At 36.8% G+C, this 19,486-nt stretch carries 20 protein-coding genes; 16 read left to right on the top strand and 4 right to left on the bottom strand.

Annotation, left to right across the window (positions count from 1 at the left end):
* Positions 1-69 precede the first annotated feature (69 nt).
* The 7 genes from EUC40_RS04385 (at position 70) to uvrC (ending at position 7,562) form a co-directional block, all read left to right on the top strand.
* Positions 70-1,755, top strand: coding sequence for a long-chain-fatty-acid--CoA ligase (locus tag EUC40_RS04385; RefSeq protein ID WP_151625055.1), 1,686 nt, complete (start codon positions 70-72; stop codon positions 1,753-1,755).
* 106 nt (positions 1,756-1,861) lie between these two features.
* A complete protein-coding gene (locus EUC40_RS04390; protein WP_000742218.1) occupies positions 1,862-2,449 on the top strand; it encodes a fatty acid metabolism transcriptional regulator FadR in 588 nt (195 codons plus the stop codon).
* An 11-nt stretch (positions 2,450-2,460) separates the two neighbouring features.
* On the top strand, positions 2,461-3,237 hold the full coding sequence (locus EUC40_RS04395) for an enoyl-CoA hydratase (RefSeq protein WP_000911291.1): 777 nt from the start codon (positions 2,461-2,463) through the stop codon (positions 3,235-3,237).
* 78 nt (positions 3,238-3,315) lie between these two features.
* Entirely contained in the window at positions 3,316-4,089 is a 774-nt protein-coding gene (gene etfB, locus EUC40_RS04400) for an electron transfer flavoprotein subunit beta (protein ID WP_001029038.1), read from the top strand.
* A gap of 36 nt (positions 4,090-4,125) precedes the next feature.
* Complete coding sequence (gene etfA, locus EUC40_RS04405) at positions 4,126-5,103, top strand: electron transfer flavoprotein subunit alpha (RefSeq protein ID WP_000101961.1); 978 nt, start codon at positions 4,126-4,128, stop codon at positions 5,101-5,103.
* Positions 5,104-5,314: 211 nt separating this feature from the next.
* Positions 5,315-5,629 carry a thioredoxin gene (trxA, locus tag EUC40_RS04410; protein ID WP_001018943.1) on the top strand — a complete coding sequence of 105 codons (315 nt, stop codon included), beginning with the start codon at positions 5,315-5,317 and terminating at the stop codon, positions 5,627-5,629.
* A 148-nt stretch (positions 5,630-5,777) separates the two neighbouring features.
* Positions 5,778-7,562: an excinuclease ABC subunit C gene (gene uvrC, locus EUC40_RS04415; protein ID WP_000544265.1), complete on the top strand. Its 1,785-nt coding sequence runs from the start codon at positions 5,778-5,780 to the stop codon at positions 7,560-7,562.
* Positions 7,563-7,676: 114 nt separating this feature from the next.
* On the opposite strand, the gene EUC40_RS04420 is transcribed toward uvrC, so the two are convergent.
* Positions 7,677-8,126 carry a YslB family protein gene (locus tag EUC40_RS04420; protein ID WP_156573855.1) on the bottom strand — a complete coding sequence of 150 codons (450 nt, stop codon included), beginning with the start codon at positions 8,124-8,126 and terminating at the stop codon, positions 7,677-7,679.
* A 300-nt stretch (positions 8,127-8,426) separates the two neighbouring features.
* On the opposite strand from EUC40_RS04420, the gene sdhC reads away from it, so the two are divergent.
* The 4 genes from sdhC (at position 8,427) to EUC40_RS04440 (ending at position 12,151) form a co-directional block, all read left to right on the top strand.
* On the top strand, positions 8,427-9,053 hold the full coding sequence (gene sdhC, locus EUC40_RS04425; protein ID WP_000678360.1) for a succinate dehydrogenase cytochrome B558: 627 nt from the start codon (positions 8,427-8,429) through the stop codon (positions 9,051-9,053).
* Between the two features lie 13 nt (positions 9,054-9,066).
* On the top strand, positions 9,067-10,860 hold the full coding sequence (gene sdhA / locus EUC40_RS04430) for a succinate dehydrogenase flavoprotein subunit (protein WP_000676741.1): 1,794 nt from the start codon (positions 9,067-9,069) through the stop codon (positions 10,858-10,860).
* A complete protein-coding gene (gene sdhB, locus EUC40_RS04435) occupies positions 10,853-11,614 on the top strand; it encodes a succinate dehydrogenase iron-sulfur subunit (protein WP_001291828.1) in 762 nt (253 codons plus the stop codon). The genes sdhA and sdhB overlap by 8 nt, the downstream gene beginning before the upstream one ends.
* 90 nt (positions 11,615-11,704) lie before the next feature.
* Positions 11,705-12,151 carry an acyl-CoA thioesterase gene (locus EUC40_RS04440; RefSeq protein ID WP_000822728.1) on the top strand — a complete coding sequence of 149 codons (447 nt, stop codon included), beginning with the start codon at positions 11,705-11,707 and terminating at the stop codon, positions 12,149-12,151.
* Between the two features lie 36 nt (positions 12,152-12,187).
* Here EUC40_RS04440 and EUC40_RS04445 read toward each other — a convergent pair whose 3' ends face one another.
* Entirely contained in the window at positions 12,188-12,967 is a 780-nt protein-coding gene (locus EUC40_RS04445) for a M15 family metallopeptidase (protein ID WP_000720187.1), read from the bottom strand.
* A 265-nt stretch (positions 12,968-13,232) separates the two neighbouring features.
* Between EUC40_RS04445 and motA the strand changes: the two genes are divergently transcribed.
* A complete protein-coding gene (motA, locus tag EUC40_RS04450) occupies positions 13,233-14,027 on the top strand; it encodes a flagellar motor stator protein MotA (RefSeq protein WP_000344847.1) in 795 nt (264 codons plus the stop codon).
* The gene (gene motB, locus EUC40_RS04455; protein WP_071713356.1) at positions 14,017-14,802 is read left to right on the top strand and encodes a flagellar motor protein MotB; all 786 of its coding nucleotides are present in this window, start codon (positions 14,017-14,019) and stop codon (positions 14,800-14,802) included. The genes motA and motB overlap by 11 nt, the downstream gene beginning before the upstream one ends.
* 24 nt (positions 14,803-14,826) lie before the next feature.
* On the opposite strand, the gene EUC40_RS04460 is transcribed toward motB, so the two are convergent.
* Positions 14,827-15,654: a 5'-nucleotidase, lipoprotein e(P4) family gene (locus EUC40_RS04460; RefSeq protein WP_156573858.1), complete on the bottom strand. Its 828-nt coding sequence runs from the start codon at positions 15,652-15,654 to the stop codon at positions 14,827-14,829.
* A gap of 343 nt (positions 15,655-15,997) precedes the next feature.
* Between EUC40_RS04460 and EUC40_RS04465 the strand changes: the two genes are divergently transcribed.
* The 3 genes from EUC40_RS04465 to EUC40_RS04475 all read left to right on the top strand — a co-directional run bounded on the left by EUC40_RS04465 (position 15,998) and on the right by EUC40_RS04475 (position 18,661).
* Positions 15,998-16,882: an ABC transporter ATP-binding protein gene (locus EUC40_RS04465; protein ID WP_071713354.1), complete on the top strand. Its 885-nt coding sequence runs from the start codon at positions 15,998-16,000 to the stop codon at positions 16,880-16,882.
* 2 nt (positions 16,883-16,884) lie between these two features.
* Positions 16,885-18,111 carry an ABC transporter permease gene (locus tag EUC40_RS04470; protein ID WP_156573859.1) on the top strand — a complete coding sequence of 409 codons (1,227 nt, stop codon included), beginning with the start codon at positions 16,885-16,887 and terminating at the stop codon, positions 18,109-18,111.
* A gap of 118 nt (positions 18,112-18,229) precedes the next feature.
* A complete protein-coding gene (locus EUC40_RS04475) occupies positions 18,230-18,661 on the top strand; it encodes an Rrf2 family transcriptional regulator (protein ID WP_000512998.1) in 432 nt (143 codons plus the stop codon).
* A 59-nt stretch (positions 18,662-18,720) separates the two neighbouring features.
* On the opposite strand, the gene EUC40_RS04480 is transcribed toward EUC40_RS04475, so the two are convergent.
* Entirely contained in the window at positions 18,721-19,386 is a 666-nt protein-coding gene (locus EUC40_RS04480; protein ID WP_071713352.1) for an aquaporin, read from the bottom strand.
* Between the last annotated feature and the right edge of the window lie 100 nt (positions 19,387-19,486).

Below are 19,486 nucleotides of genomic sequence, written 5' to 3' on the forward strand. Positions count from 1 at the left end.
ATATAATGAAAACAATCATCATGAATGAACATTCATTTATTTTCAAGAGTATTGGAAGGGGGAATGAGAGTGGAAAAACCTTGGTTACAGAGCTATCCAGAGGAAATTCCAGCAACAATTGCTTATGATATTCAACCACTTCATAGATATTTAGAAAAAATGGCCTCACGTTATCCAGAAAAGAAAGCGCTTCATTTCTTGGGGAAAGATGTAACATTTGCAGATTTCCATGATAAGGTAAAGAAATTTGCAAATTATCTTCAAAAGCTCGGTATTGAAAAAGGTGATAGAGTCGCGATTATGTTACCGAATTGTCCACAATCTGTAATTGGTTACTATGGTACTTTGCTTGCAGGGGGGATTGTTGTACAAACGAATCCTCTTTATACAGAAAGAGAACTCGAGTATCAACTTCATGATTCAGGGGCAAAAGTCATTCTTTGCCTTGATTTAGTATTCCCAAGAGTTACTAATGTTCAAAATGCTACAAGGCTTGAGCATGTTATTGTAACTCGTATTGCAGATTTTTTACCGTTTCCGAAAAATTTACTTTATCCATTTGTGCAAAAAAAGCAAGCGAATCTTGTTGTGAACGTGTCGGAAAGTGAAACAATTCACCTTTGGAAGTCAGTAGAAAAGGAAAGTAATACCGATGTTGAAGTTCCTTGTGACCCTGAAAATGATTTGGCTCTTTTGCAGTATACCGGTGGGACGACAGGTTTTCCAAAAGGAGTTATGTTAACGCATAAAAACCTTGTTTCAAATACTTTGATGGGTGCACATTGGTTATACAATTGCACAGAGGGAGAAGAGGTAATTCTTGGAGTCCTACCATTCTTTCACGTATATGGCATGACAGCGGTAATGAATTTGAGTATTATGCAAGGGTATAAAATGGTGCTTATTCCGAAGTTTGATATGAAAATGGTTTTTGAGGCAATTAAGAAACATAAAGTTACATTATTTCCAGGAGCACCAACTATTTATATTGCCCTTTTAAATAGTCCTCTTTTAAAAGAATACGATATTTCTTCTATTCAGGCTTGTATAAGTGGATCTGCACCGCTTCCAGTAGAAGTACAGGAAGAGTTTGAGAGAGTTACAGGTGGTAAATTAGTAGAAGGATATGGATTAACGGAGTCGTCACCAGTTACACATGGGAACTTTTTATGGGAAAAACGTGTGCCAGGAAGTATTGGTGTACCGTGGCCGGATACAGAAGCAATCATTATGTCACTCGAAACAGGAGAGGCCTTACCTCCAGGTGAAATTGGTGAGATTGTTGTTAAAGGTCCACAAATTATGAAAGGGTATTGGAATAAGCCAGAAGAAACGGCGGCTGTATTGCAAGATGGCTGGCTTCATACAGGAGATGTTGGCTACATGGATGAAGATGGGTTTTTCTATGTGAAAGATCGTAAGAAAGATATGATTGTTGCTAGCGGTTTTAACGTATATCCTCGTGAAGTAGAAGAAGTATTATATGAGCATGAAAAGGTGCAAGAAGTAGTAACAATCGGCGTTCCTGATCCGTACCGAGGGGAAACTGTAAAAGCGTTTGTTGTTTTAAAAGAAGGCGCAGAATGTTCTGAAGAAGAATTAGATCAGTTTGCACGTAAGTATTTAGCTGCTTATAAAGTGCCGAAAGTATATGAGTTTAGAGAGGAACTGCCGAAAACGACGGTCGGCAAAATTTTACGCCGTGTCCTAATAGATGAAGAGAAGAGAAAGAATGAGGATGAGCAAACGGGCTAAGGCCCTTTCTTTTTGAAAAAATAGGATTGACACTTTTCTAAATAGTCAGTATTATAAGAATATGAATGACTATTCATTCAGTCATCTTCTTGAAGGGGACAGTAAAGTGAAGAAAAATAGACCGAAATACAATCAAATTATTGATGCGGCAGTCATTGTGATTGCGGAGAATGGATACCACCAAGCGCAAGTTTCGAAAATCGCAAAGCAAGCTGGGGTAGCAGATGGCACGATTTATTTATATTTTAAAAATAAAGAAGATATATTAATATCCTTATTCCAAGAGAAGATGGGAGAATTTGTCGAAACAATTCGTCAAAAAACAGCAGGAATTGAAAGCGCTGTAGCGAAATTATTCATGTTGGTAGAAACGCACTTCTTGCTGTTGTCACAAAATGATCCTCTTGCTATCGTTACGCAATTAGAGCTAAGACAGTCCAATCAAGACTTACGCCTTAAAATAAATGAAGTATTAAAAGGCTACTTACAAGTTATGGATGAGATTTTAGAAACAGGTATAAAGCAAGGTGAATTCCAAGCGGACTTAAATGTTCGCGTGGCAAGACAAATGATCTTTGGAACAGTAGATGAAGTTGTGACCAATTGGGTAATGAGCGATCATAAGTATGATCTGGTCGCACTTTCAAAAACGGTACATGGGCTACTTATTGCAGCTTGTGGTTATCGTCAATAATGGGAGGGATCATGTTGAAATTCCTATCTGTAAGAGTTGAAGATCATATCGCGGTGGCTACGTTAAATCATGCGCCAGCTAACGCGATGTCTTCACAAGTTATGCATGACGTCACTGAATTAATTGATCAAGTGGAGAAGGATGATAACATTCGTGTTGTTGTTATTCACGGTGAAGGCCGCTTCTTCTCAGCAGGAGCAGATATTAAAGAATTCACATCTGTTACTGAAGCGAAGCAAGCGACTGAGCTGGCGCAGCTTGGACAAGTTACGTTTGAGCGCGTAGAAAAGTGTTCAAAACCAGTTATTGCGGCAATTCATGGAGCGGCACTAGGCGGCGGCTTGGAGTTTGCTATGTCTTGCCACATGCGCTTTGCAACTGAAAGTGCAAAACTTGGTTTACCTGAATTGACGCTCGGATTAATTCCTGGCTTTGCAGGTACACAGCGCTTACCACGTTATGTTGGGAAAGCGAAAGCTTGTGAAATGATGTTAACGAGTACACCGATTACTGGTGCTGAAGCATTAAAATGGGGACTTGTTAACGGATTGTTCTCTGAAGAATCATTTTTAGATGATACGCTTAAAGTCGCAAAACAAATTGCTGGGAAAAGTCCAGCAACAACTCGTGCTGTATTAGAGTTATTACAAACGACGAAATCGTCTCATTATTATGAAGGTGTACAACGTGAATCACAGATTTTTGGTGAGGTATTTACGAGTGAAGATGGAAGAGAAGGTGTAGCGGCATTTTTAGAAAAGCGTAAACCTTCATTTAGTGGCAGGTAGTTCAAATATTTTTTTAATATAAATTAACAGAATTTTAAAATTGATAGAATCTTTCTGAAAAATAAGGGGGTAAATGGAATGAACATCTACGTACTCATGAAACGAACATTTGATACAGAAGAAAAAATCGTAATTAAAAACGGTGCAATTTACGATGGCGAAGCGGAATTCATCATCAACCCTTACGATGAATATGCGATTGAAGAAGCAATTCAAGTAAGAGATGCACAAGGCGGAGAGGTTACTGTCGTAACAGTTGGTGGCGAAGATAGTGAGAAAGAACTTCGTACAGCATTAGCGATGGGCTGCGATAAAGCGGTATTAATTAATATTGAAGACGATGTTGAAAATGGTGATCAGTTCACGACAGCAAAAGTACTTGCTGAATATTTAAAAGATAAAAATGCAGATTTAATTTTAGGCGGAAACGTTGCAATTGACGGAGCGTCTGGACAAGTTGGTCCACGCGTAGCTGAAGCGTTAAATATTCCATATGTAACGACAATTACAAAGCTTGAGATTGACGGTACAAGCGTGAAGATTGAGCGTGATGTTGAAGGTGACACGGAAGTTATTGAAACATCATTACCAGTTTTAGTAACAGCGCAACAAGGTTTAAATGAACCTCGTTATCCATCGCTTCCGGGTATTATGAAAGCGAAGAAAAAGCCATTAGAAGAAGTAGAATTAGATGATTTAGATTTAGAAGAAGATGATGTGGAAGCAAAGACAAAAACAATTGAAATCTATTTGCCTCCTAAGAAAGATGCAGGAAAAGTGTTACAAGGCGAGCTGCAAGATCAAGTAAAAGAACTTGTATCGTTGCTCCATACAGAAGCGAAAGTAATCTAATAAAATACGAAATTATATACGCAGGAGGGAAAATCTATGGCTCGTAAAGTATTAGTAATGGGTGAAGTTCGTGACGGATCGCTACGTAACGTTTCGTTTGAAGCGGTAGCAGCAGCAAAAACAATTGCAGAAGGCGGTGAAGTGGTAGGTCTTCTAGTTGGAGACAGCGTTGCCTCTTTTGCAAATGAATTGATTCATTACGGTGCAGATCGCGTTGTGACAGTTGAAAATGATAAATTAAAATCATATACGTCTGATGGTTATGCACAAGCATTTTTAGCTGTATATGCTGAAGAAAAACCAGAAGGTATTGTATTTGGACATACAGCACTTGGTAAAGATTTATCACCAAAATTAGCAGCAAAGCTTGAGGCTGGTCTAGTTTCTGACGTAACTGCTTTAGAAGTTGAAGGTGGAAATGTTATCTTCACTCGTCCAATCTACTCTGGTAAAGCTTTCGAGAAGAAGATTGTAACAGACGGTATCTTATTTGCGACAGTGCGTCCAAATAACATTGCAACTCTTGAAAAAGATGAGTCTCGCAGCGGTGACGTGTCTTCTATTACAGTTGATGTAAAAGATTTACGTACAATCATTCAAGATGTTGTCCGTAAAACTGCAGAGGGTGTTGATCTTTCTGAAGCGAAAGTAATTATCGCTGGTGGACGCGGTGTGAAGAGTGAAGAAGGATTTAAACCATTAAAAGAGTTAGCTGACGTATTAGGCGGCGCTGTTGGGGCATCTCGTGGTGCTTGTGACGCTGAGTATTGCGATTACTCATTACAAATTGGTCAAACTGGTAAAGTTGTTACGCCAGACTTATACATTGCATGCGGTATTTCTGGTGCGATTCAGCATTTAGCTGGTATGTCTAACTCAAAAATCATCGTTGCGATTAATAAAGATCCAGAAGCAAGCATCTTCAAAGTAGCTGACTACGGTATTGTTGGTGACTTATTTGAAGTCGTGCCTCTTTTAACAGAAGAGTTTAAAAAGTTAAAAGTACATTCATGATTTGAGTACCCTTGAGTTCCAAGTGAAGTACCCCTATATATAGAAAAAGGTGAGAGATCCCCTGTCTCTCATCTTTTTAGTATTTCATCCGTATTTTTATATAGTATAAAGGAACATTTTTTTGTTACAATACATAACGATACATAATATTCGCCACGTATATAAGTTAATGATATACTCTTGGTAGAATATACTTGAAGGAGGAAATAAAATGGCAATTGTAAATGCAAATGACCAAAGCTTCGCAGCTGAAACTAGCGAAGGTGTTGTATTATTAGATTTCTGGGCACCTTGGTGTGGACCTTGTAAAATGATCGCTCCTGTATTAGAAGAAATCGATGCAGAGTTAGGCGAGAAAGTAAAAGTAGTAAAAGTAGACGTTGATGAAAATCAAGAAACTGCTCGTCAATTCGAAGTAATGAGCATTCCAGCTCTTTTCGTATTAAAAGACGGTAAAGTAGTTGATCAAGCGTTAGGTTACAAACCGAAAGAAGCGTTAGTAGAATTAGTTTCTAAACACTTCTAAAATAAAGAAGCTACCATTTGGTAGCTTTTTTTATTTTCTTTTTTATAGCCTTTCCGTTACAATGAAAGAACGTATGTTGGGTGTTTTGGCATAGTATGTTTTCATGTGAAAATAAAAATGCTAAGCATGTAGAAATGGAGGGTGACGAGTGCACGAACATTTGAAAGAGAAGTTAGCCATTTTACCAGATCAACCTGGTTGCTATTTAATGAAAGATAAGCAAGGAACGATTATATATGTCGGAAAGGCAAAAGTGCTTAAAAATCGTGTGCGCTCGTACTTTACTGGTTCGCATGATGGGAAAACACTGCGGCTTGTAGGAGAAATTGTAGATTTCGAATATATTGTAACCTCCTCAAATTTGGAAGCTCTTATTTTAGAGCTGAACTTAATAAAAAAACACGATCCAAAATATAATATTCAATTAAAAGATGATAAAACATATCCTTTTATTAAAATTACAGCTGAAAAACAGCCGCGCTTGCTTATTACGCGCAATGTAAAAAAGGATAAAGGAAAATATTTTGGACCTTATCCGAATGCACAATCAGCTCATGAAACGAAAAAACTATTAGACCGTATGTATCCACTTCGTAAATGCACGAATATGCCAGATAAAGTTTGTCTGTATTATCATATGGGTCAATGTTTAGCACCTTGTGTGAAAGAAGTGACAGAAGAACAAAATAAAGAAATTGTGGATGAAATTATTAAGTTTTTAAATGGTGGGCATAAAGAAATTCGTTCAGAATTAGAAACAAAGATGTATGATGCTTCAGAGAAACTAGAATTTGAACGTGCGAAAGAATTACGAGATCAAATTGCCCATATGGATGCAATTATGGAAAAACAAAAGATGATTATGAGTGACTTAGTGGATCGTGATGTATTTGGATATGCAGTTGATAAAGGATGGATGTGCGTTCAAGTTTTCTTTGTTCGAAAAGGAAAGTTAATTGAACGTGATGTTTCAATGTTTCCAATCTATGATGAACCAGAAGAGGGATTTTTAACATTTATCGGTCAATTTTATGAAAACAGTAGTCACTTTAAGCCGAAGGAAATTGTCGTTCCAGGAAGTATAGACTCAGAATTAGTAGAGCGCTTTTTAGAAGTGGAAGCGACACAGCCAAAACGTGGTAAGAAAAAAGATCTTGTAGAATTAGCAAATAAAAATGCAAAGATTGCTCTTGAAGAGAAGTTTTACTTAATTGAACGTGATGAAGAACGGACGATTAAAGCTGTAGAAAATTTAGGGAAGCAGCTTGGAATTGAAACACCTTATCGTATTGAAGCATTTGATAACTCAAATATCCAAGGAACGAATCCTGTTTCAGCAATGATTGCTTTTATCGATGGGAAACCGGCGAAGAAAGAATATAGAAAATATAAAATTAAAACGGTTCAAGGGCCAGACGATTACGAGTCTATGAGAGAAGTTGTGAGGCGCCGTTATACAAGAGCACTAAAAGAAAATTCACCTTTACCTGATTTAATCGTTATTGATGGCGGAAAAGGCCACTTAGCGGCTGCGAGTGATATTCTAGAGAATGAGCTCGGATTATATATTCCAATGGCAGGGCTTGTGAAAGATGACAAACATAAAACATCACATTTAATTATTGGAGATCCACCTGAACCTGTCTTGCTTGAGAGGAATAGCCAAGAATTTTATTTGTTGCAGCGCATTCAAGATGAGGTGCATCGATTTGCAATTACATTCCATCGACAATTACATGGGAAATCTGTCATTCAATCAGCACTGGATGATATTCCTGGAATTGGTGATAAACGAAAAAAGATATTGCTGAAACATTTTGGATCGTTAAAAAAGATGAAAGAAGCTTCTGTGACGGAATTTGTCGAAGCGGGTATGCCGAAAAATGTCGCGGAGACGATCTATACTTATTTAGCAGATAAGAAGACGTTGTAGTTTACAATGTCTTCTATTTTTTGTTATAATTTCTGAAGATTTAAAATAACTAGACCTGATTGAAAATACAAAAAAGTCAACTAAACTTATATGTCTAGTTGACTGTAAGTAATGCTACACTTCAATGAGATCTTTTATATCCCATTTCACAAGAAATGTAATAGAGTCTGAACGTTTTTTCTTTTCTTCGTATGACTCTGCAACGACATTTCGTTGCTTCTGAAATTGCTCAGCAATGAATCCAGCCTCTAATTGATAAGAAGAATGTCTATTGTGTTTTTGACGTTCAGCAATGAGTGTGCCTTTAAGTTGGAACTGCATTTCACGACGTTTATGCTCAATAATACTTAAAGTGCCCCAACCAGCTTTTTCAAAGAACTGAATAACTTCTTCAATTGTTTCTAGTGGATATTTTCTTGCAAGGTTTCTACCAGACCAGTATAAAATACCATCTAAATCGTTACCAATTAAGTCAGGTAGTAATTCTTCACGTAGCAATTCATAAGCGAAGGCATTCAATGAAACATCTTCTAAAGATGTTATATCGATTGTATTTTTACTCACAATAATCCCCTCTTTCTATAGGGATTATTATATAACATTTCACATTTATAAAAACAGATTTTTCTTTAGGAAAATCTGAATATATAAGAAGAAAAAAAGAATTGGCAAATTATATGCAAATTATGTATACGTTTTCTTGACGCTTCGACAAAAATAGGAGTAAAATGAACTTGGTATCAAATTATGCTGAAATATTTCGAATAATTTTTTCAGTTTTTCTTATGCCAATAGTGAAAAAACATTATTGTTGTAAACTAATCTGAAAACAGCAGTCAAACATTCGAGGGGGGTAATGGGGACATGAAAGGCCGCGAGTATACGTTTCGTAAGTGGCACTCATTAATGGGGGTCATCCCGGTTGGTGTCTTTTTGACGCAACATTTAGTAGTAAACAACTTTGCAACAAGAGGAGCAGAGGCTTTTAACAAAGCTGCAGGCTTTATGGAGCTCCTTCCATTCCGGTATGCGCTAGAAATTTTCATCATCTTTTTACCTATACTGTACCATGCTATATATGGCTTATATATTGCATTTACAGCTAAGAACAATGCGGTATCTTACGGTTATTTCCGTAACTGGATGTTCGTCTTCCAACGAATTTCAGGTATCGTTACGCTGATCTTCATTTCTTGGCACGTCTGGGAAACTCGTATTCAAGCAATGTTAGGTAAAGAGGTAAACTATGATATGATGGCAGATATTTTAAGCAATCCAGCTATGTTTGCATTCTATTTAGTTGGTGTTGTTTCAACAATTTTCCACTTTGCAAATGGACTATGGACATTCTGCATCAGCTGGGGAATTACAGTATCTCCACGTTCACAAAGAATCTCTACTTATGTAACATTAGCTATTTTCTTAGGTCTATCTTATGTAGGTGTGAGTGCATTATTAGCGTTCATCGATCCACAGCTAGCAAACCAGTAAGGAGTGGGAGAGCATGAAAGGGAAACTTATAGTAGTCGGCGGTGGCTTGGCCGGCTTAATGGCAACGATTAAAGCGGCAGAGGCAGGAGTAAATGTTGAACTGTTTTCATTAGTACCAGTAAAACGTTCACATTCTGTTTGTGCCCAAGGTGGAATTAACGGTGCCGTAAATACGAAAGGTGAAGGGGATTCTCCATGGATCCACTTTGACGATACAATTTATGGTGGGGACTTCTTAGCGAACCAACCACCAGTTAAAGCGATGTGTGAAGCAGCACCTGGTATCATTCATTTAATGGACCGCATGGGTGTTATGTTCAACCGTACGGAAGAAGGACTTCTTGATTTCCGTCGCTTTGGTGGAACGCAACATCACCGTACAGCATTTGCTGGTGCAACAACTGGCCAACAATTACTATACGCATTAGATGAGCAAGTACGTCGTCATGAAGTAGCAGGACTTGTAACGAAATATGAAGGTTGGGATTTCTTACGAGCTGTTGTTGATGATGAAGGTGTGTGCCGAGGAATCGTAGCACAAGACTTACAAACTATGGAGATTAAAAGTTTCGGAGCTGATGCCGTGATTATGGCAACAGGGGGCCCTGGTATCATCTTTGGAAAATCAACTAACTCTATTATTAATACAGGTACAGCAGCTTCTGCTGTATATCAACAAGGTGCATATTATGCGAACGGTGAGTTCATTCAAATCCATCCAACGGCAATTCCTGGAGACGATAAATTACGTCTTATGAGTGAATCTGCACGTGGTGAAGGTGGACGTGTTTGGACGTATAAAGATGGTAAGCCATGGTACTTCTTAGAAGAAAAGTATCCTGCTTACGGAAACCTTGTACCTCGTGATATTGCAACGCGTGAAATCTTTGATGTTTGCGTAGAGCAAAAACTAGGTATTAACGGTGAAAACATGGTGTACTTAGATCTTTCTCATAAAGATCCGAAAGAACTAGATATTAAACTTGGTGGAATCATTGAAATCTATGAGAAATTTACAGGTGATGATCCTCGTAAACTACCAATGAAGATCTTCCCAGCTGTTCACTATTCAATGGGCGGATTATGGGTTGACTATAAGCAGATGACAAGTATTCCAGGTTTATTTGCAGCAGGTGAGTGTGATTATTCTATGCACGGTGGTAACCGCCTTGGTGCGAACTCACTATTATCAGCAATTTACGGTGGTATGGTAGCAGGACCGAATGCAATTGAATACATGAAAGGTCTTTCTAAATCATCGGATGCTGTTTCATCTACTGTATATGAGCAAAATGAATTAATCGAAACAGAGAAATTTAACAATATTTTAACGCTCGATGGTAACGAAAATGCATATGTTCTTCATAAAGAGCTTGGAGAATGGATGACAGATAACGTTACAGTAGTTCGTGAAAATAAAAAGTTATTAGAAACAGATGCGAAAATTGAAGAGTTAATGGCTCGTTACAAGCGTATTAACATTAACGATACAGCAAGATGGAGTAACCAAGGTGCTTCATTTACACGCCAACTTGCAAATATGTTTGAGTTAGCGCGTGTTATTACAATTGGCGCATATAACCGTAATGAGAGCCGCGGGGCGCATTACAAACCTGAATTCCCAAATCGTGATGATGCAAACTTCTTAAAAACTACGATGGCGAAATTTGAGGGAGAAGGAAATGCACCAGCATTCCATTACGAAGACGTGGATGTTTCATTAATTAAACCACGTAAACGTGACTATTCTTCAAAACATGATGTAGCTGCTAAGGGTGAAGAGAAGGGGGATAAACAACATGTCTGAGAAAACAATCCGCCTCATCATTACGAGACAAGATGGACCAGATGCACAAGAATTTGATCAAGAGTTTGAAATTCCGTATCGTCCGAATATGAATATTATTTCGGCGCTTATGGAAATTCGACGTAATCCTGTTGATTCAAAAGGAAACGCAACAACTCCGATTGCATGGGATATGAACTGCTTAGAGGAAGTATGCGGAGCATGTTCGATGGTGATTAACGGAAAACCACGACAATCATGTACAGCTCTTATCGACCAGTTAGAACAACCAATCCGCTTAAAGCCGATGAAGACATTCCCAGTTGTACGTGACTTGCAAGTGGATCGTAGCCGTATGTTTAACGCGTTAAAACGTGTTAAGGCTTGGATTCCAATCGATGGTACGTATGACTTAGGACCAGGTCCAAGAATGCCAGAGAAAAAGCGTCAATGGGCTTATGAGCTTTCAAAATGTATGACATGTGGCGTTTGCTTAGAATCATGTCCAAACGTGAACAGTAAATCTGATTTTATTGGACCAGCACCGTTATCACAAGCTCGTTTATTCAACTCACATCCAACGGGTGAAATGCATAAAGCAGATCGCTTACGTGCAATTATGGGAGATGGTGGACTAGCAAACTGTGGTAACTCTCAAAACTGTGTGCAATCATGTCCGAAGGGTATTCCATTAACAACTTCAATTGCGGCATTAAACCGTGATACAACAATTCAATCGTTCAAAGATTTCTTTGGTAGCGATAATAACTATTAATAAATATTGCCTCTTCATCTTGAAGAGGCAATATTTATAACTTTATTTTTCAGTTTATTCTGTTTATTGAGAAGAAAAGGGGAGAGACTAGTGAAGAGAATTTCTTACATTGAAGACTTTGAGAAATGGGAAAGTGGTTTTTCATTTTACAATCCTGTCAAAGTTCGTTTTGGTGAAGTAGATATGTTTGGGCATGTAAATAATGTAGTAGCTTTTACTTATTTTGAAGAGGCACGTATCGCATTGTTTAAAGAACTTGGATTTATGCAAGAATGGACGCATGAATCATCAGAAACGATGATCGTTGTTGCAGATTTACAATGCAATTTTATTAAGCAAATATATTTTGATGAACAGTTGAAGGTATATGTAAAGGCAGGCTCAGTTGGGAATTCTTCTTTAGATTTACACTATATGGTCAAAAATGCAGCAGGAGAAGTTTGTTTAGTTGGACGCGGTATGATGGTTCAAGCATCGAAAAAAACGGGAAGAGGCGAACCCTGGCCTGAAGAGTGGAAGAGACAATTACTACAATGATAGAGTGAAAGAAAATAAGAGAGCAAAATTGCTCTCTTATTTTTTGTCTTCCATCGCTTCCTCTAATGTTAAATGATGTTTATATATGTATGTAGCGTATGGATTACCAACGTAACGTAAATGCCACGGTTCATATGCATATTCTGTTGTTCCTGTTTTATCTTCTAAATAACGGACGACAAAACCGAATTCATGGGCGTGTTCTGCAACCCATTTGCCTTCTGCTGTTTCTCCGAAGATAGGCTCTAATTGGAATTTAGCAGATTTTGAACTAATATCCATTGCTAAACCAGTTTGATGTTCACTTGTGCCAGGAATTGCACTTACAGAATCAGCTTCAGCTTTTCCTTGACGTCTAACGTACGTATCATGCAATGATTTTTGGCGTTTGTATGAACGATAACCAGATACAGCTGTAAGTTCAAGGCCTTCTTTTTTTGCCGATTCGAACATATTCTCAAGCGCGTCTGCAGCATCTTTGCGTAGCAACGTTTTTTCTTTGTCTTTTGGACTAGTAAATGGTACGTTTGGCCTCGTTAAGTCTTCAGGTATGTATCCATCTGGTAGTTTTCGATGTTTATTAACTAAGACAAGATTAGATTCCGGATTTGTTACAACTGAAAAATCATTGTCTAGTTTCTTTGCATTATGATCAGCTTTTGGAAAAGCAGGGATCTCTTCTTTTTGATGGTTATTATGCTTTTGACTTTCGACAGCTTTCGCCCCATTTTGTAATGGTGATTGAGAACCGAAGTAAGCGAAAGATGTGATACCGATTACAATAGTAGCGGCAGAAATAATAATTATCTTTTTCATGATGCCTTGTAATCTCAGTCCTTTCTTAATAAAATATGTATCATTTTTTATTATAAGTCTAGTTGACTGAAAAGGAAATATAAGAGTCGTAACGTAATAGAAATGCAAAGAAAATGTCAGAAAATGTGTGAAATTGTAGTATTTTTTTATATAATTCATTTCTTACCTTTCATGAAATTCATTTTTTATGTAATATATATACATAAGAAGATGTAACGATTATCGAGAATAAAGAACTTCCTGTATAGACTAGGAGTGAAAGGGAATGGATTTTGCAACAATTATTGGAATAATTTTAGGAGTAGCGGCGGTAGTAGTAGGGATGGTTGTCAAGGGCGCTGACGTAATGGCCTTAGTTAATCCTGCCGCAGCATTAATTATTTTTGTTGGTACATTTGCTGCAGTATGCATAGCATTTCCGATGAATCAACTAAAAAGGATTCCAAAATTATTTAAAGTTCTTTTTGGTTCAAATAAAAAAGATTTAAGTTATGAGCAGTTGCTAGAATTGTTTGTTCATTGGACATCTGAAAGTAGAAAATACGGTATTTTGTCTTTAGAGCAACAATTAGATAAAATCCAAGATGAATTTCTTTTGCGTGGTATGAAATTTGTGATTGATGGTGTATCCGCAGAAGATTTAGAGCAGATTTTAGAAGCTGAATTGGAAGCAATTGAAGAGAGACATGCAAAAGGGGCTGCTATCTTTTCACAAGCGGGTACGTATGCGCCTACACTAGGGGTTTTAGGTGCTGTTATTGGTTTAGTAGCTGCGCTAGGTAATTTAACGGATATAGAAAAGTTAGGACATGCTATTTCAGGTGCATTTATTGCAACGATTTTTGGTATTTTTTCAGGTTATATACTATGGCATCCATTTGCAAATAAGTTAAAGCAAAAATCTGCAGCTGAAATAGAGAAAAAACGTTTAATTATTGATTGCTTATTAATGTTACAAGAAGGTACATATCCATTTATAATGAAGAACCGCATTTTAGGTGCACTTTCTGCAACAGAGCGTAAAAAGCTCGAAAAAGGAGCAGAAAAAAATGCGGAGTAAAAAAAATAGAAGAAACAAAAAGAAAAAGCATGATGAGCATATTGATGAAACTTGGTTAATTCCATATTCTGATATGTTAACGTTGTTATTTGCATTGTTCATTGTTTTATTTGCAATGAGTAGTATAGATGCAGCGAAGTTTAAACAGATGGCAGTAGCTTTTCGAAGTGAACTAGCAGGTGGAACAGGAAATAAAGAATTTTTAAGTGATCAAAAACCGAATGAAGAAAAAGAGTTGTCGGCAAATAGTTTAGAGTCTGAGAAGATGAAAAAGAATGCTGAGGCTGAAGTAAAGCAGCAAGAAATGAACGAATTAAAAGCGGTACAAAAAGGAATCGATAAGTATATTGAGGAAAACAAATTATCTTCTTCTTTTAAAACTGATTTAACAGAAAAAGGATTAAAGGTAACAATATTAGAAAATGTACTGTTTGATTCAGGGAAAGCAGATGTGAAATTGGAATCGTTAAATATTGCAAAAGAAATGTCTAACCTACTAGTTTCCACATCGCCTCGTGAAATTACAGTATCTGGCCATACAGACAATGTCCCTATTGCAAATGCGCAATTTGCATCGAATTGGGAATTGAGCACACAGCGGGCAGTTAATTTCATGCAAGTATTACTGCAAAATAAAGAATTACAACCGGAAAAATTCAGTGCTGTTGGTTACGGAGAATATCGTTCTATTGCTCCAAATGATACACAAGAAGGAAAGGCGAAAAATAGACGCGTAGAAGTGTTTATTTTACCTTTAACGAGAAATATGGAATAAAGAGGATGGCGAATGCCATCCTCTTTATTTTGTATCAAATGATTTTAAGTTGTCACGGCGAATTTTATCTTTTTCTGCATCTGATTTTTTGAAATCATAATCATATAAAGCACCTTCCCAATCACCATACATTGGGTTAGGGAAAATAATGAACTTTTCACCAAATTGTGCTTTTGAATCTGCTACGGTTTGATTGCGGTCTTTTACAGTTTTTCCATCAAAACCAGTGAAATCAGATAGGTTATCACCGAAGAATAAGACAATGTCATGTGTTTGAGAAACGAGTTCACGGCGTTTTTCTTTTCCTTTTTCTTTCGGATCTTGTAATAATATATGTTCTTTCGTTGCTTGAGGAGCACCTACACGTTCGAGGTTTTTAATTGTTGCATCTAGTTGATTCGTTTTACGATTTGAAATGTAGTAAATATCTACACCTTTAGATTCTGTATATTTTAAGAAATCAATTGAACCTGGAAGGGCTTCTGCTTCAGCTTTATTAATCCAGTCATCCCATTTGTAAGGATAGCCTTTTCCTGTTTTTACGCTCATCGCTTGATGAGGACTGTTATCTAAAACAGTTTCGTCTAAATCAAGTACGATAGCAGGTTTTTTTTCTGTTCCTTTTGCAAGAGCTGCATCAAGCTTCAATTGACCGATATTGTATCCTTGATAGTAAAGTGCTTTCGTTTCACCGGCTGTTTGATACCATAAATCAGCCATTAATTGCTGTTCTGTTAACTTTGCTTGTTCTTCTTTCGCCACTGACTTCTCTGTTGTTCCTGAACATGCTACAAGCGATATAGATAGAACCGCTACAGATAATAAAGTGGTAATGTTCCTCTTCATCTTCATATGTATCCTCCTTGATGTTAGAAAATCATCTTATATTATATATTAAAATATAAAAATTTTTTTATGAACATTTGCATATTGTCTTTTGTATATATAGTAGTATGTCCTATATTAGAAAGGCGAGTAAAATAATGATAGATTTTTTGACAAATTTAATTGTCGTAATGACAATTATAATTGACAAATGAAACTTTAATATTTACAATTTTAACTAAATAGTACAAATGATGGATTGTAGTTGGTGTTACATGTAAGAGGATGAAGTGTAGTGCTATATTTTATCCTGAATAAACATAGTCTTTGAAAGAGAGCGTGAATGATACTAAAGGGGAGGCTTTATACTTTGAGCTTACAAATTCAAAATTTAACGAAACAATTTGGGGAATCAAAAGCGGTTAACGGTTTGCAAATTTCGGTGCCAAAAGGTGAAGTACTAGGGTTACTTGGACGAAATGGTGCAGGGAAAACAACAACAATCAAAATGCTTCTCGGATTATTAACACCTAATGAAGGTTCGATTACATGGGATGGAAAAGCATTCGAGAATAGCGGGGTAACAATTGGGTATTTACCAGAAGAAAGAGGCTTATATACAAAGAGTAGAGTAGTAGATCAGTTGCGATATTTTGGTAGATTAGAAGGAATGTCGAAGAAAGAAGTAGATCTCGCTATTGATCAATGGTTAGAGCGATTAGCGATCCCAGAATACAAATTTAAAACGGCTGGAGAGCTTTCAAAAGGGAATCAGCAAAAAATCCAATTAATTGCTGCTCTTCTTCATAATCCGGAACTTCTCATTTTAGATGAACCATTTAGCGGGCTTGATCCAGTTAATGCGGGGATGTTAGCTAGCATTATTGAAGAACAAGTACAGAGTGGAAAGACAATTATTTTATCTAGCCATCGCATGGAGCAAGTGGAGGCTTTTTGCCAACATGTATGTATTTTGAAAAAAGGTGAAGCAGTCGTAAAAGGCCAGTTAAGTGATATTAAGAAAGAATATGGTTTCCGTAATTTAACGATTGAAGATGTAGCAGAGAATGAAAAGGGATTAGAAGCTATACATGTTCCATATGAAAAGCAACAAGGCCTTCTTTATATAAAAGTACAAGACGATGCAGAGGCTCTCAACATTTTGCAGCAGTTGCAAGAGCAAGGTGTTAGCTTACGCCAATTTAAAATGTTAGAGCCGACGTTAAACGAAATCTTTGTAGAGAGGGCGAAATAACGATGCGTAAATTTTCTCATGTATTTTCATTTTATTTTAGAGAAGCGTTTTTATCTAAAAAATCATTAATTACAAGTGCGATTTTATTTTTAGTTGTGTTTGGGATTTTCGCATTTAACCATTTTACTTCAAGTAATGATGAGAATAAGGATAAAGACAAAATTGCAGTTGTGACAGAGAGTTCCACATATAAAGTACAAAAGGAAGAGCTAAGTAAGCTATTGCCATCAGCAAAAATAACGGTTGGTTCAAAAGAGGATTTTGATAAACTACATAAACAAGTAGAAGAGGGCGAACTGGATGGTTTGTTTCATGTAACAGAAAAGAACGGAGCTCCAGAGGTTACGTATATGTATAATGGATTTCCAAGCCAAGCAACTTCTGCAATCATGGCAGGTTATTTCAAACAACAATATACAATGGTGACAATTGCAAAGCATAATGTTTCACCGGAAATTGCACAACAACTGCAAACTGAAATTCCAGTGAAGCAAGAAGCGATAAAAGATCGTTCTTCTTCTTTCGGAATTGCCTATTTCTTTACATTTGCTTTGTATATGTTTATTGTCGCGTTCGGAAATACAATTGCAATGAATATTGCTTCGGAAAAAGCATCGCGCGTAATGGAAGTAATGCTTCCGAAAGTAAAACCGCTTACGATGATGTATGCGAAAATATTAGCGGTCGTTTCAACGGCACTATTACAACTTGTCATATTGGCGTGTGGTTACCTTATTCCGTATTTGTTAGGCTGGGTAGATTTAGAGAATGCTTCATTATTTGGAGTGCCAATTGACTTTACGAAATTAGATGCAAAGGTTATAAGCATGTTCTTAGTTTATTTCATTACGGGATATTTACTTTATGCGATGATGTACGCTGCTGCTGGAGCTGTTGTTTCTAAGACGGAAGATTTACAAGCTGTATCTTTCCCAGTAATGATTTTAATTATGGCTGCCTTCTTCATTAGTATTAAATCATTAAGTGATCCGAATAGTACTATCGTTGTTATAAGCTCTTATGTTCCATTTTTCACCCCGATGGTTACCTTCTCACGTATTGTAGCTGGTGAAGCAGGTATGTTAGAAATTACGATAACATTAGTAGTCTTATTGGCAACAATTGGTGTGTTAAATGCTGTTACAAGCCGCATTTACGTAAACGGTGTAATGAATTACTCAGACAAAGTGAAATTTAAAGATTTAGCAAAATTTATAAAGCGTCAATAAAGAGGAAAAAGCATGATTTTCTATTGAAATCATGCTTTTTCTTTATGTATAAATTAAAAATAGTATATAATAATAAGAGTCGTCTTTTAATAGAATGAATACGAAGGAGGGTGTGCAGATGGGAATTAGTAGTCGGTTTACAGTAGGTGTTCATATGCTAACATTACTTGCGATAGATCGGAACTCTCGCTGTACCTCTGAATGGATTGCTGGTAGTGTGAATACAAATCCAGTTGTGATTCGTCGCATTACAGGAATGTTGAAGAGAGCAGGACTTGTTGATGTACAAGCTGGTAAAGGTGGTACGACACTTGCTCGTGATTTAGAAGAAATTACATTACTTGATGTATATAAAGCAGTGGAAGTTGTAGAAGAAGGACAGCTATTTTCCTTCCATGAAAATCCCAACATTGAATGTCCAGTAGGAGCTAATATTCAATCAGTATTAGAAATTATTTTAATGCAAGCGCAAGAAGCGATGGAAAACGTACTTGCAAATGTAACAGTAGATCAATTAGTTACAAATTTAAAGTCTAAAATGAAAGAATAAAAAAGCGAGCATCCTCATAATGAGGGCTCGCCTTTTTTTATTCAGAAATATTGAAAATTCTATTTTTCAGTATTCAAAATGAATTTACCAACAATAGCTGCTACGATACCACCAAGAATTGGTGCTACGATGAATACCCATAGTTGAGAAAGTGCTTCTCCACCAACGAATAAAGCTGGCGCGATACTACGAGCTGGGTTAACAGATGTTCCAGTTAACGGAATTCCTAATAAGTGAATTAATACTAATGTGAAACCAATTACTAGTCCCGCTAAAGACGAACTTCCTTTTTTACCTGTTACAGCCACGATAACTAAAATAAATACGAAAGTTAAAACGAACTCAACTAAAAATGCTCCAGATAAACCAAGAGTTCCGAAACCATTTTGTCCTAAATTATCTAAAGGTGTTTTAGCGGATTTTAAAATTGTTACTAACGTTGCAGTACCTAATAAACCACCTAAAATTTGAGCTAATACATAATAACAAAGTTCCATAGCATTCATTCTTTTGTTGATGAACATAGCGATTGATACCGCTGGGTTAATGTGACATCCAGAAACTGTTCCGATGCTATATGCCATAGCGACAATAGATAGACCGAAAGCCATAGCGATTCCTAATGTTCCAATTCCTTCAATTCCGCCGCCAGTGACAGCTACTCCAGTTCCGAATAATACAAGTACAAATGTACCAATAAATTCAGCAATTGCTTTTTTTAACATAATTTACCTCCTATTATTGCGCATGAAACGTATTATAACATAGGTTTTAGTATAAACAGCCAATGAAATACTATTCTGATAAGGCGAAATAGGGGGACAA

The sequence above is a fragment of the Bacillus luti genome, from assembly GCF_009739945.1.
GTDB classification, from domain to species: Bacteria; Bacillota; Bacilli; order Bacillales; family Bacillaceae_G; genus Bacillus_A; species Bacillus_A luti.